The organism is Leptothrix toolikensis (SeqCode) (genome assembly GCF_057922285.1).
The window spans coordinates 35,712-52,478 of sequence record NZ_JBYSVC010000010.1; the positions used below are offsets into that span (position 1 = coordinate 35,712).

Annotated in this window: 14 protein-coding genes; 4 read left to right on the top strand and 10 right to left on the bottom strand. The window is 62.6% G+C overall.

Annotated elements, in window-relative coordinates; translation table 11 throughout:
- Positions 1-62: 62 nt before the first annotated feature.
- Both dnaK and dnaJ read left to right on the top strand, forming a co-directional pair.
- On the top strand, positions 63-2,018 hold the full coding sequence (gene dnaK, locus AC3VI7_RS03025; RefSeq protein ID WP_489668480.1) for a molecular chaperone DnaK: 1,956 nt from the start codon (positions 63-65) through the stop codon (positions 2,016-2,018).
- Positions 2,019-2,078: 60 nt separating this feature from the next.
- The gene (gene dnaJ / locus AC3VI7_RS03030; RefSeq protein WP_489668481.1) at positions 2,079-3,212 is read left to right on the top strand and encodes a molecular chaperone DnaJ; all 1,134 of its coding nucleotides are present in this window, start codon (positions 2,079-2,081) and stop codon (positions 3,210-3,212) included.
- A gap of 29 nt (positions 3,213-3,241) precedes the next feature.
- Here the strand turns inward: dnaJ and AC3VI7_RS03035 are convergent, their stop codons facing one another.
- The 5 genes from AC3VI7_RS03035 to AC3VI7_RS03055 form a co-directional block, all read right to left on the bottom strand.
- A complete protein-coding gene (locus tag AC3VI7_RS03035) occupies positions 3,242-5,152 on the bottom strand; it encodes an LTA synthase family protein (protein WP_489671031.1) in 1,911 nt (636 codons plus the stop codon).
- A gap of 13 nt (positions 5,153-5,165) precedes the next feature.
- Complete coding sequence (gene hisD / locus AC3VI7_RS03040) at positions 5,166-6,512, bottom strand: histidinol dehydrogenase (RefSeq protein ID WP_489671030.1); 1,347 nt, start codon at positions 6,510-6,512, stop codon at positions 5,166-5,168.
- A 17-nt stretch (positions 6,513-6,529) separates the two neighbouring features.
- Positions 6,530-7,171 carry an ATP phosphoribosyltransferase gene (gene hisG / locus AC3VI7_RS03045; RefSeq protein ID WP_489669815.1) on the bottom strand — a complete coding sequence of 214 codons (642 nt, stop codon included), beginning with the start codon at positions 7,169-7,171 and terminating at the stop codon, positions 6,530-6,532.
- Positions 7,168-8,451, bottom strand: coding sequence for a UDP-N-acetylglucosamine 1-carboxyvinyltransferase (gene murA / locus AC3VI7_RS03050; RefSeq protein WP_489669816.1), 1,284 nt, complete (start codon positions 8,449-8,451; stop codon positions 7,168-7,170). Before murA ends, hisG begins: the two co-directional genes overlap by 4 nt.
- Positions 8,452-8,514: 63 nt before the next feature.
- Entirely contained in the window at positions 8,515-8,775 is a 261-nt protein-coding gene (locus AC3VI7_RS03055) for a BolA family protein (protein WP_489669817.1), read from the bottom strand.
- 85 nt (positions 8,776-8,860) lie between these two features.
- Between AC3VI7_RS03055 and AC3VI7_RS03060 the strand changes: the two genes are divergently transcribed.
- Positions 8,861-11,194, top strand: a complete 2,334-nt coding sequence (locus AC3VI7_RS03060; RefSeq protein WP_489669818.1) for a UvrD-helicase domain-containing protein — start codon at positions 8,861-8,863, stop codon at positions 11,192-11,194.
- A 44-nt stretch (positions 11,195-11,238) separates the two neighbouring features.
- Here AC3VI7_RS03060 and AC3VI7_RS03065 read toward each other — a convergent pair whose 3' ends face one another.
- Together AC3VI7_RS03065 and AC3VI7_RS03070 are read right to left on the bottom strand one after the other, a co-directional pair.
- The gene (locus AC3VI7_RS03065; RefSeq protein WP_489669819.1) at positions 11,239-12,129 is read right to left on the bottom strand and encodes an FAD:protein FMN transferase; all 891 of its coding nucleotides are present in this window, start codon (positions 12,127-12,129) and stop codon (positions 11,239-11,241) included.
- A 57-nt stretch (positions 12,130-12,186) separates the two neighbouring features.
- Positions 12,187-12,933, bottom strand: a complete 747-nt coding sequence (locus AC3VI7_RS03070; RefSeq protein ID WP_489669820.1) for a hypothetical protein — start codon at positions 12,931-12,933, stop codon at positions 12,187-12,189.
- A 159-nt stretch (positions 12,934-13,092) separates the two neighbouring features.
- On the opposite strand from AC3VI7_RS03070, the gene AC3VI7_RS03075 reads away from it, so the two are divergent.
- Positions 13,093-13,935, top strand: a complete 843-nt coding sequence (locus AC3VI7_RS03075) for a formylglycine-generating enzyme family protein (protein ID WP_489669821.1) — start codon at positions 13,093-13,095, stop codon at positions 13,933-13,935.
- Here the strand turns inward: AC3VI7_RS03075 and AC3VI7_RS03080 are convergent.
- The 3 genes from AC3VI7_RS03080 to alaS all read right to left on the bottom strand — a co-directional run.
- Positions 13,924-14,547, bottom strand: a complete 624-nt coding sequence (locus AC3VI7_RS03080; RefSeq protein WP_489669822.1) for a hypothetical protein — start codon at positions 14,545-14,547, stop codon at positions 13,924-13,926. The genes AC3VI7_RS03075 and AC3VI7_RS03080 overlap by 12 nt on opposite strands.
- A complete protein-coding gene (gene yidD / locus AC3VI7_RS03085; RefSeq protein WP_489669823.1) occupies positions 14,531-14,995 on the bottom strand; it encodes a membrane protein insertion efficiency factor YidD in 465 nt (154 codons plus the stop codon). Before yidD ends, AC3VI7_RS03080 begins: the two co-directional genes overlap by 17 nt.
- Positions 14,996-15,022: 27 nt before the next feature.
- Positions 15,023-16,767, bottom strand: a 1,745-nt coding sequence (alaS, locus tag AC3VI7_RS03090; RefSeq protein ID WP_489671387.1) for an alanine--tRNA ligase, incomplete at its 5' end; no start/stop codon positions are given.

Sequence of the window (16,767 nt, forward strand, 5' to 3'; positions counted from 1 at the left end):
TTGAAAGTGGGCCGGCCTAGCCGCACATCTATCTCAACTTCATTCCATCCGGAGCATCAGACATGGCCAAGATCATCGGCATCGACCTCGGTACCACCAACTCCTGCGTTGCCATCATGGAAGGCAACACCACCAAAGTGATCGAAAACTCGGAAGGTGCGCGCACCACGCCGTCGATCATTGCTTACCAAGAAGACGGTGAAGTGCTGGTCGGGGCCTCGGCCAAGCGCCAAGCGGTGACCAACCCGCGCAACACGCTCTACGCCGTCAAGCGCCTGATCGGTCGCAAGTTCACCGAAAAAGAAGTGCAAAAGGACATCGACCTGATGCCCTACACCATCGCTGCGGCCGACAACGGCGACGCATGGGTGGAAGTGCGTGGCAAGCGCTTGGCACCGCCGCAGATCTCGGCTGAAGTGCTGCGCAAGATGAAGAAGACCGCTGAGGACTACCTCGGCGAAGAAGTCACCGAAGCCGTGATCACGGTGCCGGCGTACTTCAACGACAGCCAACGCCAAGCGACCAAAGACGCTGGCCGCATCGCCGGCTTGGATGTCAAGCGCATCATCAATGAGCCCACCGCCGCAGCGCTGGCTTTCGGTCTGGACAAGCACGGCAAGGGTGATCGCAAGATTGCGGTCTATGACTTGGGCGGCGGCACCTTCGACATCTCGATCATCGAGATCGCCGATGTGGACGGCGAAATGCAGTTCGAAGTGCTCTCCACCAACGGTGACACCTTCTTGGGCGGTGAAGACTTCGACCAACGCATCATCGACTTCATCATTGCCGAGTTCAAGAAAGAATCCGGCGTTGACCTGACCAAGGACGTGCTGGCCCTGCAACGCCTGAAGGAAGCCGCTGAAAAGGCCAAGATTGAGTTGTCGAACTCGTCGCAGACCGACGTCAATCTGCCCTACATCACAGCGGATGCGACTGGCCCGAAGCACCTCAACATCAAGCTCACCCGCACCAAGCTCGAAAGCCTGGTTGAAGAGCTGATTGAGCGCACCATCGCTCCTTGCCGCACCGCCATCAAGGATGCTGGCGTGGCCGTGAGCGCCATCGACGACGTGATCTTGGTGGGCGGCATGACCCGCATGCCCAAGGTGCAGGAGAAGGTCAAAGATTTCTTCGGCAAAGAGCCGCGCAAGGACGTCAACCCCGATGAAGCTGTGGCCGTCGGTGCCGCGATTCAAGGTCAAGTGCTGGGCGGTGACCGCAAGGACGTGTTGCTGCTGGACGTGACGCCTTTGTCCCTGGGTATCGAAACCCTGGGCGGCGTGATGACCAAGATGATCCAAAAGAACACCACCATCCCGACCAAGTTTGCTCAGACCTTCTCCACCGCTGACGACAACCAGCCGGCTGTGACGATCAAGGTTTACCAAGGCGAGCGCGAGCTGGCTTCGGGCAACAAGAGCTTGGGTGAGTTCAACCTCGAAGGCATCCCGCCGGCCCAGCGCGGTACACCGCAAATCGAAGTGAGCTTCGACATCGATGCCAACGGCATCTTGCACGTCGGTGCCAAGGACAAGGGCACGGGCAAGGAAAACAAGATCACCATCAAGGCCAATTCAGGCCTGTCGGAAGAAGAAATTCAGAAGATGGTGAAGGACGCCGAGCTCAACGCCGCTGAAGACCACAAGAAGGTCGAACTGGTGCAAGCCAAGAACCAAGCCGATGGTTTGGTCCACAGCGTGCGCAAGTCACTCACCGACTACGGCGACAAGCTCGACGCGACTGAAAAAGACAAGATCGAAGCCGCGATCAAGGACATGGAGACCGCCCTCAAGAGCGACGACAAGGCCGAGATCGACGCCAAGTCCGAAGCGCTGATGAGCGCCAGCCAAAAGCTCGGCGAAAAGATGTACGCCGAGTCTCAAGCAGCTGCTGGCGCGGCTGGGGCAGCCCCCGGTGCCGGGGCAGCAGGCGGTATGGGGGGTGGCGCTCAAGGGAGTGCCAAGCCAGCCGACGACAACGTGGTCGATGCCGAGTTCAAGGAAGTTCGCAAGTGATCCGGGCGATCCAAGTGATCTTTGTGAACAAGGCAAGCACGGCACCGCAGGGAATGAGGCATGGCTAAGCGCGACTACTACGAAGTCCTCGGGGTGGCTAAAAACGCCTCCGATGACGACATCAAGAAGGCCTACCGCAAGCTGGCCATGAAGCATCACCCTGACCGCAATCAGGGCGACAACGCCAAGGAGTCGGAAGAGAAATTCAAGGAGGTCAAAGAGGCCTACGAGATGCTCTCCGACGCTCAAAAGCGGGCCGCTTTTGACCAGTTTGGTCATGCGGGCGTGGATCCCAACGCCGGTGGCGGTGGCTTCCGCCCGGGCGGCGAAGGCTTTGCCGATGCCTTCGGCGACATCTTCGGCGACATCTTTGGCGGGGGCCGCCGAGGGGCGGGTGGACAGCAGGTCTATCGCGGCGCTGATCTCAGCTATGCGATGGAAATCACCCTAGAGGAAGCGGCCCACGGCAAAGAAAGCCAGATCCGCATCCCCGCTTGGGAAAGCTGCGGCACCTGCCACGGCAGCGGTGCCAAACCCGGCACCAGTGCCAAGGCCTGCGGCTCTTGCCAAGGCTCAGGCACGATCCACTTGCGCCAAGGCTTCTTCAGCATCCAGCAGACGTGCCCGCACTGTCATGGCTCAGGCAAGGTGATCACCGACCCCTGCACCAGCTGCAATGGGGCCGGCAAGGTCAAGAAGCAAAAGACGCTGGAAGTGAAGATCCCCGCCGGGATCAACGAAGGTCAGCGCATCGCCTTGCGCGGTCACGGCGAGCCCGGCACCCAAGGTGGGCCAGCGGGCGACTTGTACGTCGAGATCCGCATCAAGCAGCACGAGATCTTCGAGCGCGACAACGACGACTTGCACTGCACGATTCCGGTCAGCATGGTCAAGGCGGCGTTGGGTGGCGCGATCCAGATCCCAACCTTGGGCGGCGGGCAAGCCGAGATCGACTTGCCTGAAAGCACGCAGCACGGCAAGACCTTCCGCTTGCGCGGCAAGGGCATCAAGGGCATTCGTTCAGGTTACCCCGGTGACTTGTACGTCCATGTCTCGCTCGAAGTGCCCGTCAAGCTCACCGAGCATCAGCGCAAGCTGCTCAAAGAGCTGGACGACTCGCTCACCAAGGGCGGGGACCGGCATTCACCCGATGCCAAGAGCTGGACGGACCGGGTCAAAGACCTGTTCAAGTAAGTTCTGACCCCGTGCCGAACGCTAACGGCCTAGCGGCCGTTGCGCAGACGGCCGCTGCGGTAGGACTCCGCCGCCATCTGGTAGTAGCTGATGGCGTCGGTCAACAGCTCGTCGGTGTGGACGTCGGGCTTGAGGACTTGGCCCGTGCTGGCCTGCACGAGCCGGTAACGGGCGTTGGGACGCAGCTCCACCACCACGCCGTCTTCGTAGTAGCCCACCGTGCGGTCCTTCGAGAGCAAGGCACGCTGGTGGCTCACGCCTTCTTTCAGGATGTTTTGGCCAAAAAAGTGGCTGCGGTAGCTCATGTTGAGCAGCGCCAGCACGGTCGGTGCCACGTCAATCTGCGAAGCCACGGTATCCACCCGGCCAGCCAACCCCTGACCGGGCGCATACACCATCAAGGGGATACGGTAGTTCTCCAGCGCCAGCCCCTTGCGGGTGAGGCCTTGGGTGGCCCGATCCGCCACCAAGACGAACAGCGTCTGGGCAAACCAAGGCTGTTGCCGGGCAGCGGCCATGAATGCGCCCAAAGCGGCATCGGTGGACTGCACACGCTGTTGCGGATCAAGCCCTTGAGGCGCGCTCGTCATGATTTGCGCCAAGAACGGCTGGCCGCTGGCATGGCGGCGATTCAGCTCGGGCAGCACCTGCTGTGCGTACAAGGCGGCGTCATCGACCGCACCCTGCCCGGGCACCACGGTGTAGCCATGATCGGCAAAAAAGGGCGTCATATTGCCCAAGTGATCGTTGCCGGCATAGAAGTACAACGCCTCGTAGCCTTTGCTGCGCAACACCTCGGCCAAGCTGACGCGTCCAGCACCCAAAGGAGCACTGGCGCGCACCGGCACGTGACCGCCCGGTGAGGGTGGCACCGACAGCGCCAAGGCCTCTTGCCCCACCGTGCTGCGGTGACTGGTGGCATAGACCCGGCTGAAAAACAGGCTCTCTGCGGCCAAAGCATCCAGCGTCGGCGTCAGATGGCGGCCATCACCGAGCGCGCCGACAAACTCAGCCCCCAACCCATCCAAGGTCAACAGCACCACATGCAGACGCTTCTCGCCGCCCAGCGCATCGGCCACCACGTCGCGCTCCAAAGCGTGGGGCGTCGTGGTGATGGCTGCGCCCGATGCGCCCGATGATCCCGTCGCCAACTCGGCCGCCAACTTGCTCATGGCGGTGTCACGCGGCAGGGTTTTGTAGGCTTGGGCGTAATCAAGCTCGCTGTGCCAAAAAGCATGCGCCACATCGAAATAACCATTGCCCGCCAGCTCGTTGAGCGCGGGATTGCTGGAAAAATCTTTCGCGCTGGCCTCCAAGGCTTGGTACGACACCCATGGCGTCAGGCTCCAGAGCACTGCGGCGATATAGCGTTCACGCTTGCGTCCCCGGCGTGCGCCCAAACGGGGCAACAAGCGCCGCATCAAGGCCATCCACGTCAAGGCGGCCACCCCAAGACTGCCAGCCAGCACGGTCATCAACTCTGCGGTGCTATGACCGCGCTGGAGCTGCGCCAAGGCCTCTTGCGGATAGAACAACCCCTCCACCACGGTGGCATTGAAGCGCGTGCCGTGATCGCCCCAGAACAGCCACTCCGCCCCGGCCACCAAGCCCAAGAGCAAACACAGCGGCAGCATCAACACGCCAAACAAGCGCACCAACACACCGCTGTTGCGGCTGCTTGAGAACGCGAGCACCCACGCCATCGGGGCAAGCAAGTAGGTCGCCACGCCGACATCGAACAAGATGCCGACGCCCAAGGCGGGGATCATCCGCCAAGGCGCAAACAGCCGCGCATCGCCGTTTTGCACCGCCAGCGCGAGGCGCACACAAAAATTGAAGAAGACAAAAACAGCCAGCAGTGTCACCAAAGCCCGCATTCGCCCAGGGCCGATTCGGTTGGCCAAGGTATGCAGACTGCGCTGCAACGCAAAGGAAAACACCGAAACGCGCATCTCAACCCACCGGCGGCTGGCTACTGGATGGGCGGCTGTGGAGCCGCATCTCGGCCGACTGCGCATGGGCCTGCAAACCTTCACCGTAAGCCAGCTCAGCGGCAATCACGCCCAGCACTTGGGCACCGGCTTGGCTGACTTCGATCAGGCTGGAGCGCTTTTGGAAGTCGTAGACCCCAAGCGGCGAGGAAAACCGCGCCGTGCCGGACGTGGGCAAGACGTGATTCGGTCCGGCGCAGTAGTCGCCCAAGCTCTCGCTGGTGTAGGCCCCCAAGAAGATCGCGCCGGCGTGCCGGAGCAGCGGCTCCCAGCGATGCGGCTCGGAGGAGCTGACTTCGAGGTGTTCCGGCGCGATGCGGTTGCTGATGGCGCAGGCCTCTGCCATGTCTTGGGTCAGGATCAAGGCACCCCGCCCTTCAAGGCTGGCGCGGATCACGTCGCGGCGCGGCATGGCGTCGATCAAGCGCTCGATGGCCGCTTGCACTTGATGGATGTAATCGGCGTCTGGGCAAAGGAGGATCGACTGCGCCAACTCGTCATGCTCGGCTTGGCTGAACAGATCCATCGCCACCCAATCCGGCGGTGTCGAACCATCGGCCAGCACCAAGATCTCACTCGGGCCGGCGATCATGTCGATGCCCACTTGGCCAAACACGCGCCGCTTGGCGCTGGCCACATAGGCGTTGCCCGGGCCGGTGATCTTGTCCACGCGCGGCACCGTGGCGGTGCCATAGGCCAGAGCCGCCACCGCTTGCGCACCACCCACGGTAAAGGCGCGCGTCACGCCCGCCACATAGGCCGCAGCCAGCACCAAGGCGTTCTTCTCGCCCTTGGGCGTGGGCACGACCATGATGATTTCGCCCACCCCGGCCACATGAGCCGGGAGCGCGTTCATCAGCACACTGCTTGGGTAAGCCGCTTTGCCGCCGGGCACATAGATGCCCACGCGGTCCAGCGGCGTGACTTTCTGGCCGAGCAAGGTGCCGTCTTCGTCGTGGTAGCTCCACGAGAGGCCACACGCTTGCAACTGGCGCTCGTGATAGCTGCGCACCCGTGCCGCCGCCGCCTCCAGCGCCCCACGCTGCGCCGGGGTGATGGCGTCAAAAGCTGCTTTGAGTTCTTCGCGGGTCAACTCCAGCGTGGTCATCGAGGCCACGCTCAAGCCGTCAAAGCGCGCGGTGTATTCAAGCACTGCCGCATCACCACGCTGGCGCACGTCGTCCAAAATCGCCGCCACGCGCTCTTCGATGGCGTGATCGGTCTCGGCCGACCAGTGCAACACGCGCTGGAATTCAGCCTCAAAGTCAGCAGTGGCGGTGTTCAGATGACGGATGGCGACGTGAGACATAGGGCAGCAGCAAAAAATCAATCACGGGGAATAGCAGAAGCAAAGGCGTCGATCAAAGCACGCAGCCGATCACGCTTGAGCTTCAAAGCCGCGTGGTTCACCACCAAGCGCGAAGAGATCTCCATGAAGGGCTCGACCTCAATGAGATGGTTGGCACGCAGGGTTGAGCCGGTCGAGACCAGATCGACGATGGCGTCGGCCAAGCCGGTGAGCGGTGCCAGCTCCATCGAGCCGTACAGCTTGACCAGATCGACGTGCACGCCCTTGTCGGCAAAGTGTTGCCGGGCGATGCGGGTGTACTTGGTGGCCACGCGGATGCGCGAGCCTTGCTTGACGGCCGCTTGGTAATCGAAATCGGCGCGCACCGCCACGCTCATGCGGCACTTGGCGATGTTCAAGTCCAGCGGCTGCACCAAGCCGTCGCCGCCGTGCTCGATCAGCACGTCTTTGCCGGCCACGCCCAAATCAGCACCGCCGTGCTGCACATACGTCGGCACGTCGGTGGCACGCACCAGCACCACACGCACATCGTCGCGATTGGTCGGCAAAATCAGCTTGCGCGACTTTTCTGGGTCTTCCAGCACCGTGATGCCAGCTGCCGCAAGCAGCGGCAAGGTTTCTTCAAAAATGCGTCCCTTGGACAAGGCCAGCGTGATCATCCCTTGATCCTTTCAATGTCGGCACCCACGCCGCGCAACTTGGCTTCCATGCGGTCATAGCCCCGGTCGAGGTGATAGATGCGGTCCACCACGGTTTGGCCTTCGGCCACCAAGCCCGCAATCACCAAACTGGCCGAGGCGCGCAAATCGGTGGCCATCACCGCCGCCCCCGACAGCCGGGGAATGCCTTCGACGATGGCGGTGTGACCATCGACCGCAATGTGCGCCCCAAGCCGCACCAGCTCATTGACGTGCATAAAGCGGTTTTCAAAAATCGTCTCGCTCACCCGCGCGACACCTTCGGCGATGCAGTTCACGGCCATGAACTGGGCCTGCATGTCGGTCGGGAAGGCGGGGTATTCGCTGGTGCGAAAGCTCACCGCCCGCAAGCGACCTTCAGATTGCACCCGGATCCAGTCCTCGCCCGCCGCGCTCTGGCCTGACTCGATATGCGCCCCGGCTTCACGCAGCTTGTCGATCACGGCGTCGAGGTGATCGGCGCGCGCGCCGCGCAGCGTCACGTCCCCGCCGGTGGCGGCCACGGCACACAGGAACGTGCCCGCTTCGATGCGGTCCGCCACGATGCGGTGCGCCACGCTGGGGCTGTGCAGGCGCTCGACACCCTGAATGCGGATGCGATGCGTGCCGTGCCCTTCAATGCGCGCACCCATCTTGATCAACAGCTCGGCCAGATCAGGAATCTCCGGCTCTTGAGCGGCGTTTTCAAGGATGGTTTCACCGTCAGCCAAGGTCGCGGCCATGAGCAGGTTTTCGGTGCCCGTCACCGTCACCATGTCGGTGGTGATGCGCGCGCCCTTGAGCCGTGTCGCCCGCGCCACGATGTTGCCGTGCTCGACGCGGATATCCGCACCCATGGCGTGCAAGCCCTTGATGTGCTGATCGACCGGCCGCGAGCCGATGGCGCAGCCGCCCGGCAGCGAGACCGTGGCTTGACCGAAGCGCGCCAGCAGCGGCCCGAGCACCAAAATCGACGCCCGCATGGTCTTGACCAGCTCGTAGGGTGCTTCCGGGGTGTTGATGGTGGAGGCATCAATCAGCACCTGATCCGGCTGGCTGCTGCTGCGCTCGGCCGTGGCACCCATGGTGCGCAACACCTTCAAGGTGGTGGCCACGTCTTGCAAACGCGGCACGTTGTCCAACGTCACCGGCCCTGCGACCAACAAGGCGGCGCACAACTCGGGCAAAGCGGCGTTTTTAGCCCCTGAGACGATGATGTCGCCCGAAAGACGGTGGCCGCCCCGGATATTGAGTTTGTCCATGATGTGACGATGTTCGGCAAGGAGAAGTCGGCGGCAAGGCCCACGCGACCGGATGGGGCTGAGTCAGCGCGGGGAGCCCGCCGCCTCGGTCGCCCACTCGGCAGGGGTAAGGGTCTTCATCGACAGGGCGTGGATTTCCTCGCGCATGCGCTCACCCAAAGCGGCATACACCGCCTGATGGCGGCGCACGCGGTTCAAGGTCTCGAAACGCGAGGACACGATGGTGGCGAAGAAGTGACGCCCGTCACCTTCGACGACCAGATGCTCGCAGGGCAAGCCTGCGGCGATGAATGCACGTACTTGATCGGGAGTCGGATCGGCCATAGGGGGCGGATTGTATCGGCCCCGCAAGGGCCAGCGTATGGGCAAGCGTATGGGCCAGCGTCTGGCCCTTCCTACAATCGGCCCCATGCCTGATGCCATCCACCCAAACACCGCCCTCCAACCGTCACACGGCTTGCTCGTCGGTTTGAACCCCGAACAACTCGCGGCCGTCACCCTGCCCGCTCGCCCGGCCCTGATCTTGGCCGGGGCGGGTTCGGGCAAGACCCGCGTACTCACCACCCGCATCGCTTGGTTGCTCCAAACCGGCCAAGCCTCGCCCGGCGGGATGATGGCCGTCACCTTCACCAACAAGGCCGCCAAGGAGATGGGTGCGCGCCTCTCGACCATGCTGCCGGTGAATGTGCGCAGCATGTGGATCGGCACCTTTCACGGTCTGTGCAACCGTTTCCTGCGCCTGCACTGGAAACTCGCAGGCCTGCCACAAACCTTCCAGATTCTGGACACCAGCGACCAGCAAAGCGCCGTCAAACGCATCATCAAGGGCATGAACCTCGATGAAGAGCGCTTCGTGCCCAAACAAATCAGCCACTTCATCGCCGCCAGCAAAGAAGACGGCAAGCGGCCCAAAGACGTCGAAGTGCGCGACCCCCAAAGCCGCACGTGGCAGCAGATTTACCAAAGCTACGAAGACCAGTGCCAACGCGAAGGCGTGGTCGATTTTGCCGAGCTGATGCTGCGCTCTTTCGAGCTGCTGCGCGACAACGAGCCGCTGCGCACCCACTATCAAGAACGCTTCCGCCACATCTTGGTCGATGAGTTCCAAGACACCAATCGGCTGCAATACGCTTGGCTGAAGATGCTGGCCGGCACGCCCGCAGAAGCGGCCCAAGGCCGGGGCAATGCGATTTTTGCGGTCGGCGATGACGATCAGAGCATCTACGCCTTCCGAGGCGCGCGCGTGGGCAACATGGCCGACTTTGAGCGCGAATACCGCATCGACCACATCGTCAAGCTGGAGCGCAACTACCGCAGCTTCGGCAACATCCTCGATTCGGCCAACGCCCTCATCAGCCACAACAGCCGCCGCTTGGGCAAGAACTTGCACACCGAAGCCGGCCCCGGTGAGCCGGTGCGGGTGATGGAGTCGCCGAGCGACTTTGCCGAAGCGCAGTGGCTCTTGGAAGAGATCCGCGCCCTGCACCGCAGCGGCACCCATCTGCACGAGATCGCGCTGCTCTACCGCAGCAATGCGCAGTCACGGGTGATCGAATCGGCGCTGTTCAACGCCGGGGTGCCGTACCGGGTTTGGGGCGGCTTGCGCTTTTTTGAGCGCGCTGAAGTCAAACACGCCCTCGCCTACCTGCGCCTGATTGAGAACCCCAACGACGACACCAGCTTCTTGCGCGTGGTCAACTTCCCGGCGCGCGGCATCGGCGCGCGCTCGGTCGAGCAGTTGCAAGACCTGGCGCGTCAAAGCGGTCAAAGCCTGCACCAGAGCGTGAACGCGCTGAGCGGCGCAGCCGGCACCAAGATGGCCGCCTTCAACCAGCTCATCGCCACGCTGCAACAAGCCACCCAAGGCCAAACGCTGCGCCAGATCATCGAAAAGATGCTCGATCTGAGCGGTTTGCTGAGCTTTTATCGCCTTGATAAAGACGGCACCGACCGGCTGGAAAACTTGGACGAGCTGCTCAACGCCGCCGAAGCCTTTGTCACCATCGAAGGCTTTGGCAAAGAGGCCGTCGGCCGCACCTTGGCCCCGGAGATGCAGGCCAATATGCAACCCGATACCGGCGAAATCCTCTCGCCGCTGGGCTCTTTCCTGACCCACGCCGCTTTGGAAGCCGGGGACAACCAAGCCCAAGCCGGCCAAGACGCGGTGCAACTCATGACGGTGCATGCCGCCAAAGGCTTGGAATTCGACGCCGTCTTCATCACCGGCTTGGAAGAAGGCCTCTTCCCCCACGACAACGCCATCAACAGCTTCACCAGCGCGGGGCCTGAAGGCTTGGAAGAAGAGCGCCGGCTGATGTATGTGGCCATCACCCGGGCGCGCAAGCGGCTTTACCTGAGCGCCAGCCAGACCCGCATGTTGCACGGCCAGACGCGCTACAACGCCCTGAGCCGCTTTCTCGACGAGCTACCGCCCGAAGCGCTGAAATGGCTCTCGGGCAAGCACCGCCATGAAGCACCCGCCGCGCCAAGCTGGGCCCAGTCGGGCTTCACGCCCCCGGCCTTTGTCAAAACCAAGCCCACAGCCTTCGTGCCAAGCACCACCACCACCACCGCCAACACCGGCCTGCGCCGGGGCCAGCACGTTTTTCACACCAAGTTTGGTGAAGGCACCGTGTTGACCCTGGAAGGCCAAGGCGACGACGCCCGCGCCCAAGTCAACTTCAACCGCCACGGCACCAAATGGCTGGCGCTGAGCATCGCCAAATTGACGCCGATTGATTGATTGGTTGATTGGTTGATTGGTTGATTGATGGCGATGGTTTGAACTTACCAAAGCACCCAATGCGGCACCCCTTCGGTGCGCAGAAAGGCTTCAGCTTGGGGGCCTTGCAGCAGGGCCAAGGTACTGAGTAGGCCGGCTTCGGTACACGTTGGGGCGGCCACGGTGACCGAGCGCGGTGCGCCGGCCACGGGCCAGCCGGTGCGGGGATCAAGGATGTGACCGTAGCGCACACCGTCTTTGAGCAAAAAGCGCCGGGCATCGCCACTGGTGGTGATGGCCCCCGCGTAAACGCAGAGGATGCCAGCGGGTGCCTCGGCGTCATCGGGGCGCTCCACGCCGATCCGCCAAGGCTGGCCCTGCGCACGCGGGCCGGTCACCGCCAAATCACCGCCAAAATTGATCAGCACCGGCAGCGCGGTGCGGCCACGCATCAAGCCGATCACACGGTCTACAGCGTATTCCTTGCCAAGCCCCCCAAAGTCGAGTTCCATGCCATCGGGCAAGGTCAAGATCGGCCGCTGCCAAGCGAGCTTGGTCCAGCCGACCCGCTCGCGCAGGGCAGCCACGGCCGCAGCGCTGGGCACCTGATCCGAGCCATCAAAACGCCAAGCACCGCGCAGCACCCCTGAGCTGATGTCAAACAGCCCGCCGCTGATCTGGTGGCACTGGGCGGCAAAGTCGAGCAAAGCCGCTGTCTCGGTATCCACCTCGATGGCCCGACCCCGCGCCGCATGGATGCGGGCCACCACGCTGTCGCTGCGATAGCGGCTGAAGGCCCGCTCAATACGCAGCGCCTCAGCCTGCGCCAGCTGCGTCAAGGCCGCCGCCAAGACCTCATCACCGCCGTCAAGCAAGACCTCACACGGGCTGGCCATGGCCTCAAAGCGCCCCCGCCAGCCCTCCGCCACCGCTTCAATCACCGCTTGTTGTTCCATGGGTTGTGTGCCATGGGGCGTGATCGTACCGAGGGATTCGATGATCGGGCGGCCGGATCACGGCTCAGGCATTTTCCGAGACAAGGCGTCGAGGAAATCCTGGGGGGGATCTGCTTCGCCCAAGCGACGCAGGGTCTTCACCATCTGCCAAGCTTGGGCATAGTCGTCTTCCATGTACAGGGCAATCGCCCAAGTGCGATAGGTATTGCCGTAGGTCGGTACCCGTTGGGCGGCCTCGGCCAGCATGGCATGGGCTTGATCGAAATGGTCCTTCGCGCGCTGTGGGTCTAGCTCCTTGAGCGCCAAGCCTTGCAGGGCATACGTGCGAGCGGTGTCGGTCAGAAGTCGATGTTTCTGGCCCACATCCCCGAGCTGCATGAGCAGCGCCAGCGCCTTCTGGTAATGCCACATGGACGCATCAAGCTCATGCCGAGCCGACAGGACTGCGCCAAACCCCCAATACGGCATGTAATGGTTCGCGTCCAGCAACCACGCCTGATTGAAGCGCCGCATGGCCATATCAACATCATCGGCCTGCAAGTACCGCCACCCTTTGACCACCAAGCTCTTGATGGCCTGTTCCCGAGAACCTTCTTCGGCGAGCACCGTGGTGATAAAGCGCGCATCAATTTGCTTTAAGCGCTCGGATTTCTGCAAGTCCGGGTGGCCGTACATCGGGATCAAATTCAAAGGCACGCCACTGGGCGACAAAGCATCCGACAGTGTTTGTGGCGAAGCACACGAGGCCATCACCACCAGCACCACCCACACCATGAGGCCTAAAAATCGGTTGATCACATTCATGATGCGCACTCCTGATGCGTTTGATCCTCAACCTCGTCGCCCCACCCGCCCTTGACTTGAGACAAACAGCAGCGGGTTCGAGACATATGTCACGCGCCCTGTCACGCTTGAAATCCGAGTGATTTTGTTTACGGTGTGTTACCAACATAAGCTCGGCCAATGAGCTTGACGCAAAAAATTCTGCTGGTTTTCCTGACGGCTCCCGTGCTTGCTGGGTGCTTGCCGGCCGCCGCCCAAGGCCTTCAAGCCATGGAAGGTATCTCGCCCCTTGAGCAGATCGAAGCAGCGATGGTGCTGATTCCGGGCGGGCGCTTTGTGATGGGCTCGAACCCAGCCGAGCTGGGTCACAAGAAAAGGGAAGCGCCTCAACACGAGGTGCAGTTGCGCCCCTTTGCCCTCAGTCGCACCGAAGTCACCTTTGAGCAATGGGATGCTTGCGTGCAAGACAGTGGCTGCACGCCACAAACCGAAGACAACGGCTGGGGGCGGGGCAAGCAGCCGGTGATTGACGTGTCATGGCCGGAGGCCCAGGCCTTTATCGTTTGGCTCAATCACAAGACCAGCCGAACCTACCGCCTGCCCAGCGAAGCCGAATGGGAATACGCCGCACGGGCCAGCACCACCACACCGTTTCACACCGGGGCGACGATCACGCCGCAGCAAGCCAACTTTGATGGCACCGAAACCGAATGCGCCCCACCGCGCTGCACCGCCCGGCGCAAAACCATCGCCGTGGGTAGTTTGGGCTTCAATGCCTTCGGGCTACATGACATGCACGGCAATGTCTCGGAGTGGGTGCAGGACTGCTGGCACGTGGATTACAACGGCGCGCCCAGCGACGGCAGCGCTTGGCAAACCCATTGCAGCGTCGATACACGCCACGTCGTGCGTGGCGGCAAATGGAACACCGATGCCCAACACCTCCGCTCAGCCAGCCGCAACTGGGGGCCGACCTTGAACGAAAACGGCAACGGTTTCAGGCTGGCACGCTCACTGCGCTGATCCCAAGCCCTCCAAGCGGTGCAGCGTCACCACGTGGATATAGGCTTGGGTGGTGCTTTTCAGGCGGCGTTCGTAGTAACGCGCAAAACACGGCAGCGCCAGCACCAAGGCCACACCAGCGGGCAGAAAACGCCCCTCAGCGATAAACAACACCGCTGCCAGCGCACACACCACCAACAGACTGCGAAAGAACTTCGAATCGGCCTCCAGCCGATGCACGTCCTCAGCCGCCGCTGGGCATTTGGCCAGCAGCACCGAGCGAGCCCACTGGTAGGTGTTGAGCGCTTTTTGCTCCGAAGGATCGACCAAGCTGTTGCGAATGCGCGTGGCGCACTGATAGGCGCTCTCGTTGCCGTAAGGGTTGAAGCGCTCGCGCAAGGCGTTGTAGAAGCGGTCAATCCACGAGCCGACCAGAAAGATCAGATGGCCCAAGAAATAAGCCGCCGTCAAAAACATCGCCCAACCCACCGCTTCTGAGCTCGGCTTGTCAATCAGCGGCCCCAACACCCACGGCCCCACCCGAGGCCCCAACATCGCCGTCGCAATTGCCCCCGGCAACAAGATGGCAAAGAAGTCGAGCACACCGACAAAGAAATCACTGGGTTTGGGCATGGGCTTGCTGGCGTGAAGGGGGGATGTGAACGTAGCGCATCTCGTCTTGGTCACGTCGCCAACGGCGGCCCCAGTCGAACAAGTCGCAAGGACACGAGCCGCAGACGTTGGCCACATCAAAGAACGTGCCGCATTCCAAACCCGCACAGGGGATGTCGCAGGCGCAATCGATGAAACCACGTTGCTGGGTCAGCAACCCACCGGGCCGGTGGGCTAAGGACGAGGAGGAGGCCGGGGTGCCGTAACGGCGATGCGCTTGGGCACATTTTTCAAAGCGGCCGAAGAGCAGCTTTGTGCCCTTGATGACGCCATAGCGCCGGATGGCGCGCTGGCCCAAGCGGGAGCAACTGCCACAGCCCGTATGCGCCCGGTAGGCGCAGACAAAGCCCTTGTGGGGCGAGATGTGGCGCTGATAAAAAGCAATCACGCCGAGAGCAAGGAAACGCATGACCATCGCCCTGCCCTCCCTCGGTGCTCAGACCCGCTGCGTCACCCAGGCCTGCACGCTCGCCAAGGCGGCGGGTACGTGCGCCGGCTCGGTGCCACCGGCCATGGCCATGTCGGGCTTGCCGCCGCCCTTGCCGCCGACTTGACCGGCGACAAAGTTGACCAGCTCACCGGCCTTGACCTTGGACGTCACGTCAGCGGTGACGCCGGCCGCGATCTGCACCTTGGCCCCGTCCACGGCGGCCAGCACGATCACGGCGGTTTTCAGCTTGTTCTTGAGCTGATCCATGGTGGTGCGCAACCCCGTGGCGTCAGCACCGTCAAGCTGCGCAGCCAGCACCTTGATGCCGTTCACGTCCACCGCCTTGGCCAGCAGCTCGTCGCCTTGGGCCGAAGCCAGCTTGCCCTTGAGCGCCGCCACTTCTTTTTCAAGCGCGCGCAAGCTGTCTTGCAAGCTGTGGATACGCGCTGGCACGTCAGCCGGGGCGGCCTTGAGCGTCGAGGCCAAGCCGTTGACCGTGTCTTCAAGCGCTTGGCAGTAGCCGAGCGCGTTGTCGCCGGTCAGGGCTTCGATGCGGCGAATGCCAGCGGCGACACCGCTTTCCGCCACGATCTTGAACAGGCCGATGTCGCCCGTGGCCTTGACGTGGGTGCCACCGCAAAGTTCCTTGCTGGAGCCGATCGAGAGCACGCGCACGCTTTCGCCGTACTTCTCACCAAACAGCATCATCGCGCCCGACTTTTGCGCGTCGTCCAGCGCCATGACCTGCGCGCTGGCGGCCGCGTTGGCCAAAATTTCAGCGTTGACCAAGGCTTCAACCTTGCGGATTTGCTCGTCAGTGACGGGTGCGTTGTGGGCAAAGTCGAAACGGGTGCGCTCAAACGTTACCAGCGAACCCTTTTGCTGCACATGCGCGCCCAACACTTCGCGCAGCGCCTTGTGCATCAAGTGGGTGGCGCTGTGGTTGCGCACCGTCTTGGCACGCTGCTCGGCGTTGACACGGGCGACCAAGCTGTCGCCGACCTTTACGCCGCCTTCGACCACGCGGCCGTGATGCCCAAACACATCGGCTTGGATCTTGAACGTGTCGGCCACCACCACGCGGCTGGTGGCGTTGCGCAACTCGCCCGCATCCCCCGCTTGGCCGCCACTTTCGGCGTAGAAGGGGCTGTGATCCAGCACGATCACGGCGTCATCACCCGCTTGCGCGGCGTCAACCGGCGTCCCGTCCACATAGACCGCCACCACCTTGGCGGTTTCACACACCAGATGCTCGTAGCCGTGGAAGGCCGTCGCCACACCGCTGTAGGCCAAGCCGGCGGCCATCTTGAACTTGCCCGCCGCCCGCGCTTGTTCGCGCTGGCGGTTCATGGCCGCTTCAAACCCCGCCTGATCGACCGTCACACCACGCTCACGGCAAACATCCGCCGTCAGATCGACCGGAAAGCCGTAGGTGTCGTGCAGCTTGAAGGCGGTTTCGCCGTCGATGACCGCTGTGTTGTTGCCTAGGGCGCTGTCCAAGATCTCCATCCCGTTGGCGATGGTCTGGAAGAAGCGTTCTTCTTCTTGCTTGAGCACCTCGGTAACGCGGGTTTGAGCGGCGCGCAACTCGGGATAGGCCTCGCCCATTTGCACCACCAGTTCCGCCACGATTTTGTGGAAGAACGGCGTGCGGGCACCGAGCTTGTAGCCGTGGCGGATGGCGCGGCGGGCGATGCGGCGTAGCACGTAGCCGCGACCTTCGTTGCCCGGGATCACGCCATCGACGATGG